Origin of the sequence: Pseudovibrio sp. POLY-S9, from assembly GCF_001431305.1 — a bacterium.
GTDB lineage: Bacteria > Pseudomonadota > Alphaproteobacteria > Rhizobiales > Stappiaceae > Pseudovibrio.
Window position 1 is genome coordinate 41,244 of the sequence record NZ_LCWX01000238.1, and the last position, 6,147, is coordinate 47,390.

Here is a 6,147-nt window from a genome sequence, read left to right on the forward strand (position 1 = left end):
TCGTGGCGAAGGCAAGCCAGGTGGCGGCAAAAGCTTCCGCGATAACCGCGGCGGCGAATAAGCCTCACAGACATCGTATCTCCGAAAAGTGGAAACCGGTTTTCGGATAAAGATACGCGCAAACAAAGGCTAAAGCAGTTCATCTGCTTAAACGTGAACTGCTTTAGCAAGAATTGAAAAACGGGCCTTCGGGTCCGTTTTTTTATGCCTGATGTCTACCTCTCCCCACAAACACCAATAGCACCACATGGCCATCCATGCAGTGGTGAAGCTTTGGTCCCCGTTAAACGGGTGGAGCAAGGCGAGCAGGCGTTGCCTGCGCTACTTGTTAAATTAGTTTCTTCGGCATCAGCTACTCGCCTCGCCCGGGCCTTTTATCATGAACGCGCGGGCTCCCTCTCGGACAGACGTGACTGACACGTCCCCGTGTCAATGACACGTTCCCATGTCACTGACAGGTTTCCCTGTCATTGGCAGTTTCCTGCCACCACCGGACGCCCTCCGGAACGACCCCAAACTCCCTATACCACTGTGGCCTCAAAAGGGTATGGCGCTTCACCGGACCTCCCGACACGATACGTTACCTCATGCCGGCAGCCCAACCCCGCCCACGCCGCGGAATGGACGGTCCACTCCTGCCCGATTGCGTGGGCACAAAACTAAGATAAATCTAGAAACAGCAAGGGGAATAAGTTTTTGCTCAACCACAGCCTCCAGCCATAAAGTGCGCCTTTCTTGACTCGTACGCACACGTGACGTACAAAAATACAAAGGCGACACAGGCCAAAGGAGGCACGCGATGCTTGGATTCAACGATGAAACCGAAGAGATCAAGGGCCGCAACACGGAGCGGATGAACTTCCGCACCAAGGCCCCCATCAAGGCGGCTATACAGCATGCTGCAGCATTGTCGGGCGTGGACGACTCCACCTTTACGATGAGCGCTGCCCTGCGAGAAGCAGAACGCGTGATTGAAGCGCATGAGCACACCCGCCTCGAAGCCGTCGATCATGCTGCCTTCACTGCTGCTCTGGAAACACCATCAGATCCAAATGAAGCACTCGTCACCGCAGCAAAACGCTACAAGACACGAGTGACCAGCCGTTGACGGACGTAAGCGTTCAGGAAAAGTCATCATCTGCGGATGGGGCTGAACCGCAGTTTTTTATTGAAGCTTTCGATCCTGAGAAGCATGACAGAGCGAACTTTTCTTGCGGCGTTGAACAGGTCGACAACTATTTTAAAAAGACAGCCAACAAACTCAGGAATGCGGGCAATACGTCAATATACGTGATGGTCAGCTCCAATGGAGACACAGCAGGTTTCTATGCCATGAATGCCCATGCAGTTCATTATCAGGATCTTCCGGGCAAATATAAACGGACAGCGCCGCGTCATGGTTCAATTCCTGCCGTTTATATCTCCATGATCGGCAGAGACATTCGCTACCGGGGGCAAAAGATTGGAGAAGACCTTCTGATCGATGCCCTATGCCGTGCTTCTCGCGCATCGCAATCTGGCTATGCTGCTGCTGTAATCATGCTTGATGTACTCGACTGCGGAAACCCGGAGAAGGTCGCCAGCAGAAAAGCAATCTATGAGAGACTTCAGTTTCAAAGCCTCCCATCTAACCCTCTACGCATGTTCATGCCCATGAAAACTGCAGATATCCTCCGCCAAGAACTTGGTGGCTAAAGCATATCACTGGAAAACAGCCACACAAAAACGCTGGCCTGCGGGCACACTTCGCCCGGCCGCAGACCAGCAGGACACTCATGAAGGGCTGAGCAAGGGTAGTTGAGGCAGCCCTTGGAGTGCCGTTCACAGTGATCTAATCAAGAGACACAATATTGGTTTTGACCGGTGGTGGAGAGGCGACGCTGCGTGTCGCGTGACCGGAAAATCCTTTAGGGAAGGACGTGCCGGACAACGCATCGGTTAAAATTCCGCAGGTCTTATCAAGTGCCTCTAGGCGGTTACATAAAGCGTAGTGCAAAGTGAATAAAACGTCACGTTCGCAACTGTTCTTCATCCGCTCGCTCAGCACCATATGCTGCACATAAGCAAGGTTCTGAAGATCAGAAACAGCAACGTTTATTTCGTCAAATTCATTCTGAAGAGTATTTGTGGCGCCACAGGCGCATGCAGTGTCGTCCATAATCAAAGCCCTCACGTGGTTGGCTGTTGAATGAACCGCACGACACTGGGCTTTCTACGGCCCACTGGCGAGCGGGAGGGTAGAAACCTGACCACGGCAGGCGGGTTTATTCCCCTCCGAAGAGGGTATTGTATTCACCGCCCTCCCGCTCATAGCAAAGGGTTCGCGCCTTCAGAAAAAAGGCACAAAAAATCCGCTAGTTACGGGTGCGGCTACCGCGTGGAAAGGAGGTTTCTACGCCTCACATATGAATGTGGAATGGAACCGCCCACCTGTCAACGAAAAGTTGCAACCACCCCGCACCTGTTGCCCCCAGGATAAGCTCAGGCAGGATCATAGAGTGTAACTCGTGATAACAGTCTGTCATCATGAAATAGCATTCGCGGACTCAAGAGGGCCTTCGCCGCGACCTAACTCACGGGAACTATGCACTTGCCTGCAACCAGATGACCAAGCATAATTGGCATCTAAAGTCAGGCTGCTTAGGACTTCACGGATGGCGATATCTTTAGGACGTTTAATTATCTATACCAAAAAACTGCCTCAAATGGCCAAATTTTATTGCCGTTACTTTGGCTTTGATGAAATCCAGAAAGACGGGGATCGGATTGTAGAACTTCGCCCGCAAAGTGATGGTTTCTCTATACTTTTACACGCTGCATCAAAGGGGCAAAAGGAAGGTCAGTCCTTGGTCAAACTTGTTTTTGATGTTGAAGATGTTCCAAGTTTCTGCAAGGCAGCGGGAGACCTTGGATTGCAATTCGGGCCAGTCCATCAGGCAGATGGCTATTGCTTTGCCAATACAACTGACCCATCCAACAACAAGGTGTCAGTATCTAGCCGCGCCTTCACGGTGTAACCATGTTGATCGCGACCTTACAATTGCCTGCGTAGTGATTGGGTGACGATACATAGAACCGAACACCAGATCACCGCTCCGTTCATCCGGCATAACGGCGATGGCGCAACAGGCAAGGCATCAATCGCCTCCCCTCCTTCGTCTTCCCGCACTTGATGCGGGATCTAGAGCTCCACGCCAACGCCTATCCTCAAAGCACTGGGTACCGGATCTCCGCTCCGCTCGTCCGGCATGACGGCGGAGGTATCTGGCACACGAGCTCTACGCCGAGCCACTACTCAAAGCAGCTCAGAACATCGTTCTCAAAATACGGTTCTTGATTGACCCAGAACATGTAGTCCACCTTCATAAAGTCCTGCGCAAAAGCATGAAGCAGCGGCACGATATTCTGATCATTTTCAATCACTTCAGTTGTGCCCGTCCGCCCCGTATAATTGCCATCCTGAATAGCAATCCCGAGAGGCGCGGAGTACGCCCGCTCATGCATCATCGCGATGGTATGGTTCAGCTGACCACGCCGCTTGACCATAAGATCCGGCGCGCCCAAACCAACACCAATGCTCTCGCCATATTCATAGATTGAGTTCAGATAGCCCTCATCTTCGAAGGGAAGCCACTCACCCGGCATAAAGTTCGCATACTGCATCGTAACCGATGTCGGAAACGCTGCTTTCATCGCGGACATATTGCCCTTCAGCGCTTCAGAATATCTGGCCGGACTGAACTGCTCATCATCCTCAGCGGACACCCCAATGGCAGACTCTTGCAGATTGATACCCTCAATCCGCCCGTCAAAGGCCTGCCCCAGCGCCTGAAGAAGCTTGGCAAACCGCTCCTGCACCTTGCTGTTCCACCGCTTGGCGACCCAACCTTCTGGCTCGTTGTTATCGTTAAACTGATAAACAGCACCGCCTGAATACTCATCAGAAAGAATGTAGTCAGGAACAGGAACATAATCTGGATTAAACGAAGCATCCTGAAGCTGGACGAACAGTCTCTTGCCTTTGGAGCCCAGATTCGCCAGATCCGCTTCAATCAGAGAGAAATCATAGGTCCCCTCGGAAGTTTCAAGCTCACGCCACGGATACATGATCTGCGCGCCTGCAAATCGGGAGCTCTCCAAAAACGGATGCTCCTCAATCGCTTCACGGTCTCTGGCGAAATAAACAAAGTGTTTGATGCTATCCGGAGCAATGGGGCAAGCAGCACCCAGATACTCTTTGTAAGCCTCTGCATACCGATCTGCAGGATTCTTCCACTTGGCGAATGCAGATGGAGACGAAAAAGAAAAAAGCGCAACAAAGCCTAAGGCAACACAATTGCGCACGCTGATAACTGGCATAGGGAAACGACCTGACGTCTATCGAGAGTAGAGCCCCAGAAAAGCGCTCAACTTTGTCGACAAAGAGGCCTACAGCCCATCATCGCCAGTTTTCACAGAGCTTAATGGCAAACAGCACCCCGTTATACCGAAAATCCCTGACGCTTCAGCTGCTGAATGATCTGATCGATCTTCTGCAAAAACTGAGAACGGTCTTTCGGTGAGAACGGCCGCGGCCCGCCTGTCTGTTCCCCAAAGCTGCGCAAATCTTCCATCAGGTTACGTGTTGCCAGCGCCATGCCAATGGAAGCTTCATCAAACACTTTTCCTTTAGGGGAAAGCGCAAGCGCACCAGCCTTCACCACACGGTCAGCCAGCGGAATATCCTGCGTCACAACAATATCACCCGGCACGGCCCGCTCAGCAATCCAGTCATCCGCAACATCAGGCCCGTCAGGCACAATCACCCGCTCCACATCCATGTCGCGCGGCGTGTTGATAAAACTGTTGGCAACAACAAAAACCTTCAGACGATACCGGTCAGCAACCTTGTAAATCTCGTCTTTGACGGGGCATGCATCCGCATCAATATAAATAAGTATCTTTTTAGCGCTGGTCACAGCAGCTCTTCTCCTGCATCGCAGCGTATTCCCGAAAAGTGGTTCCGGTTTTCGGAGAGGAACACGCTCAAATCAGCCCTTTAGTCGCGCAGGAGCGATCACTTTGTCAATCAAACTTGCCATTTCAAGCACATGCCAATCACGTCCAGCCCGTTCAATCAACATCAAACCCGTCCCCGGCGTGCCATGCGGGTTCATGGGAATAGTCGCAGCACACCCATCAACCCAGTTCACAGCACGCGTATTTTGCGAAAGCTGACTGCCAAATTTCTCCGGATTACTGTCAACATCCTCAAGCAGCGGCGCAACAATCGGCACCGTCGGCGCAATCAAAATATCAAACTTGCCCGCCATCTCTTTAAAGGCACGGATAGCTTCCACCCGCTTCGAGCGCGCCTCTTCCATCTCTTTGCTCGTCACCTCAGTCGACTTGAGAATCCGCTGAACCACATAAGGATCTCCAGTCTCTTTGAGACCTTCCAAATACCCGCCAACCAAAGCAGTGGTCTCGTAACTGCAGATCGTCCCAAGAAAAGTCGCGCTATGACACAAGACAGGCTCTGAAACCGGCGCGATGATAGCACCCGCATCCCGGATCGCCTGCATCGAGCGATCAAAATCCGCACTTACCTGCGTATCCAGCCCCTCAGCCAACGGCGAAGCAACAAGCCCCACATGCAATCCATCAAGGCTCTTTATCCTGCGCGGAGCAAGACACTGCCCCGAAAGCACAGCATGCAAACGGGTACACATATGTATTGATCGCGCAATAAAGCCGACCGTATCAAAGGATGGACAAACAGAGAAAAGACCCTTGGTCGAAATCGCCGCCCGCGTCGGCTTAAACCCATAAAGCCCATTAAGCGCTGCCGGAATTCGCACAGACCCGCCAGTATCGGTTCCCAGAGCCGCATCACACAGCCTCAGCCCCACACTTGCAACAGCCCCCGAGGATGAACCTCCGGGAATGCGTGCAGGATCAATCACATTTGCAGGGGATCCAAAACAGGGATTAAGCCCAAGCCCCGTAAAACCCAACTCACTCATATTGGTACGGCCACAGGTAAACGCCCCTGCAGCTTTCAGGGCAGAGACCACCTTAGCATCTTCACAAGCCGGAGCCCGCTTGCGCAGGAACGGCGAGCCGGCACTGGTGACAATGCCGGTTTCATCAAACAGGTCTTTGAGA

Annotated in this window: 7 protein-coding genes; 3 read left to right on the forward strand and 4 right to left on the reverse strand. The window is 52.4% G+C overall.

Annotated elements, in window-relative coordinates:
* Positions 1–799 precede the first annotated feature (799 nt).
* Together PPL9_RS26065 and PPL9_RS26070 are read left to right on the forward strand one after the other, a co-directional pair.
* A complete protein-coding gene (locus PPL9_RS26065) occupies positions 800–1,108 on the forward strand; it encodes a DUF1778 domain-containing protein (protein ID WP_057465447.1) in 309 nt (102 codons plus the stop codon).
* On the forward strand, positions 1,105–1,695 hold the full coding sequence (locus PPL9_RS26070) for a GNAT family N-acetyltransferase (RefSeq protein WP_244272585.1): 591 nt from the start codon (positions 1,105–1,107) through the stop codon (positions 1,693–1,695). The genes PPL9_RS26065 and PPL9_RS26070 overlap by 4 nt, the downstream gene beginning before the upstream one ends.
* Positions 1,696–1,831: 136 nt before the next feature.
* Here the strand turns inward: PPL9_RS26070 and PPL9_RS26075 are convergent, their stop codons facing one another.
* A complete protein-coding gene (locus tag PPL9_RS26075) occupies positions 1,832–2,158 on the reverse strand; it encodes a hypothetical protein (RefSeq protein ID WP_057465448.1) in 327 nt (108 codons plus the stop codon).
* 502 nt (positions 2,159–2,660) lie between these two features.
* Here PPL9_RS26075 and PPL9_RS26080 point away from each other — a divergent pair.
* Positions 2,661–3,017, forward strand: a complete 357-nt coding sequence (locus PPL9_RS26080; RefSeq protein ID WP_057465498.1) for a VOC family protein — start codon at positions 2,661–2,663, stop codon at positions 3,015–3,017.
* A gap of 274 nt (positions 3,018–3,291) precedes the next feature.
* On the opposite strand, the gene PPL9_RS26085 is transcribed toward PPL9_RS26080, so the two are convergent.
* From PPL9_RS26085 to PPL9_RS26095, 3 genes are all read right to left on the reverse strand, one after another.
* Complete coding sequence (locus PPL9_RS26085) at positions 3,292–4,359, reverse strand: hypothetical protein (protein ID WP_057465449.1); 1,068 nt, start codon at positions 4,357–4,359, stop codon at positions 3,292–3,294.
* Positions 4,360–4,481: 122 nt separating this feature from the next.
* A complete protein-coding gene (locus PPL9_RS26090; RefSeq protein ID WP_057465450.1) occupies positions 4,482–4,958 on the reverse strand; it encodes a YaiI/YqxD family protein in 477 nt (158 codons plus the stop codon).
* A 72-nt stretch (positions 4,959–5,030) separates the two neighbouring features.
* The coding region (locus PPL9_RS26095; protein ID WP_082597124.1) for an amidase family protein at positions 5,031–6,147 on the reverse strand (1,117 nt) is incomplete at its 5' end.